The sequence below is a fragment of the Ohessyouella blattaphilus genome, from assembly GCF_024721265.1.
GTDB lineage: Bacteria > Bacillota > Clostridia > Lachnospirales > Lachnospiraceae > Aequitasia > Aequitasia blattaphilus_A.
Map to the genome: position 1 here is coordinate 1 of NZ_JAMXOC010000062.1, position 2,085 is coordinate 2,085.

General features: G+C 34.1%; 1 protein-coding gene. It reads right to left on the reverse strand.

Annotated features, from left to right (window positions below; genetic code table 11):
- Window positions 1–647: 647 nt before the first annotated feature.
- On the reverse strand, window positions 648–1,835 hold the full coding sequence (locus NHH16_RS15265) for a hypothetical protein (RefSeq protein ID WP_262070454.1): 1,188 nt from the start codon (window positions 1,833–1,835) through the stop codon (window positions 648–650).
- Between the last annotated feature and the right edge of the window lie 250 nt (window positions 1,836–2,085).

Genomic DNA, 2,085 nt, shown 5'->3' on the forward strand with positions numbered 1-2,085 from the left:
TTCTCCGTCAAAAGAGAATGTCCTATTTATATGGTCAATTAGATAGGGGGGATCTTATAAATGAATAATGAATAACCCGAAAAAAGGAGTTGGCCCGAAGTTGGCCCGGAGGGTTTTGATGAACAATGATAACAACAGAAAACCCTGTAAACACTAGGGTTCACAGGGTTACTGTTTATAGTTATCTAAAGGAATGAGGATTGCAAAATTTGATTTTATCTAGTGTTATAGCGTGTTACAGCGCTTAAAATGGCGATTCCTAAAAAGGAATTTGTGTTATATCGTGTTATATTTTATCAAGAATAGGGTAGGTGATTGACCCGAAGTTGACCCGAAATTAGATGTGGGATGAATAAATATAAACGATTAAAAAAAGAGTTTTCCTTTGGTGATGGTAGCGAAATTTGAAATTTCGAGTATTGGATGGGTGTCATATACTTAAAATACGTCAAAGAGATTAATGAGAACGACAGATTAATTCATTTTTTTGCGAAAATTGCTATCTAGTAAAACAAGAAAGAGGTAGCGGAAGAGATTAATCAGCTAAAAAATGTATTTTGTTTGTAGCGAAGGAGAGTCTTTTTTGAACACACCAATATATATATTAACAATTTGGCTGAATCAAGTGCTTAAGCTGATCCAAAAAATTAGAAACTTTTCAAATCATCCAAAAGATTTGTAAGATTATAAAGTGCTAGAAATAGTTGAATACAATCTTTCCTTCTAACGCTTCGCTTATTCATTCCGTGCAAAATGTAGTTTCTGTTTATAGTTTTTGGTTCATGTAAAAAGTCGTTACCATTCTCGAAAAAAGTGGATAAGCATGATGTTAGATTGGAAAGGTATAAGAAATGGTATAGGTATTTTTCTAAATCAGCTTTTTCTCTAATTTTAGTTTCAAGTTTTCTAATGGCCTTTTGGCCAACCTGTCTACGGTTATTAGTTTCGGTTTTTGCCTGTAATCGGATAAGTTTGGAGTCAATAATTCCAAATAGTAGGGTAGCACATGCTTTGTATTGTTTATGTTCAAAACAATAAATTGCTGAATTCAAATCGTTTTTCCTTAAGGGCGTTTCTTGTAGTTTCGCAAATAAATCTTTTAATCCATCAGTATTAAAATACTTTAGCGCGATTTTATCTGCTTCTCTATAGTCTAGAGGTGCATGACTATAGAGAGTTATTGTGCTATTGGGAATTGCAGACCAGCCAAATTGCCCCCACTTTTCATACGATGCTTTTAATGCTTCTTTTTCCTCTTGAGTAAGAGTAGGTATCTGAATCTTCGAGAAAACATCGAAAAGGTAAGTGGAAATTTGGGAAGCTATTTTTTGTATAGGGGCAAATAATTCGGTCATTTGTCTAGCAATACGTGAAAAGGAAGCGTTTAACTTGGGGACATTAATGCTTTGCATAAATTGTTTTAGAGCAGGTTGTATTTGTTCAGATATTTTTTTTGTAAACTCGGGTACGTATTGATTAAAAGCTATTGCAAAACGTTCAGTCGCTAGAAGGGAGCAATCGGTTTCAGAATAATATTTCCCCAACTCGTTTCCGTTACTTACTATAGCTAAAATATAGGGTTCAAAAGAGCTATCGTTCTCGAGGTACAATTCATTTTTAGTTGGTATTGATTGCTCCAAAGTCTCTAGCTTATGGTATATCACTTCTACTAAGGCTTTCTTGGCACTATTATCGCGTTTTAAGACTTCTTGATAAATTAACAGATCGTGAAAAGAAAAGTATGAAGGAATTGAATAGGATTTACCGCTTAACATTAACGAAATTATGCGGGGCTCTGGAAAATCGATTACAATAGTTTCGTTTTCTGTACTCATTAGTGATCTCCTCGTATACATAGATTAGTTCATTTTATCATGATATATGTGTAAAGTGCAAAGACCTCCTTTTGTATATTGAGTAAATATAGGTGAATACATCACAACATCAAAATGGAGATTTCTAAATAGGAATTTGTATTACCTTTTATCAAGAAAAAGGTGGTAGATTGACCTGAGTTGTCCTGAATGTTTGTAAATGCTCCATAGTCGGTACCTTGACAGAAACACGCCGTCTTTAAGACGGCGC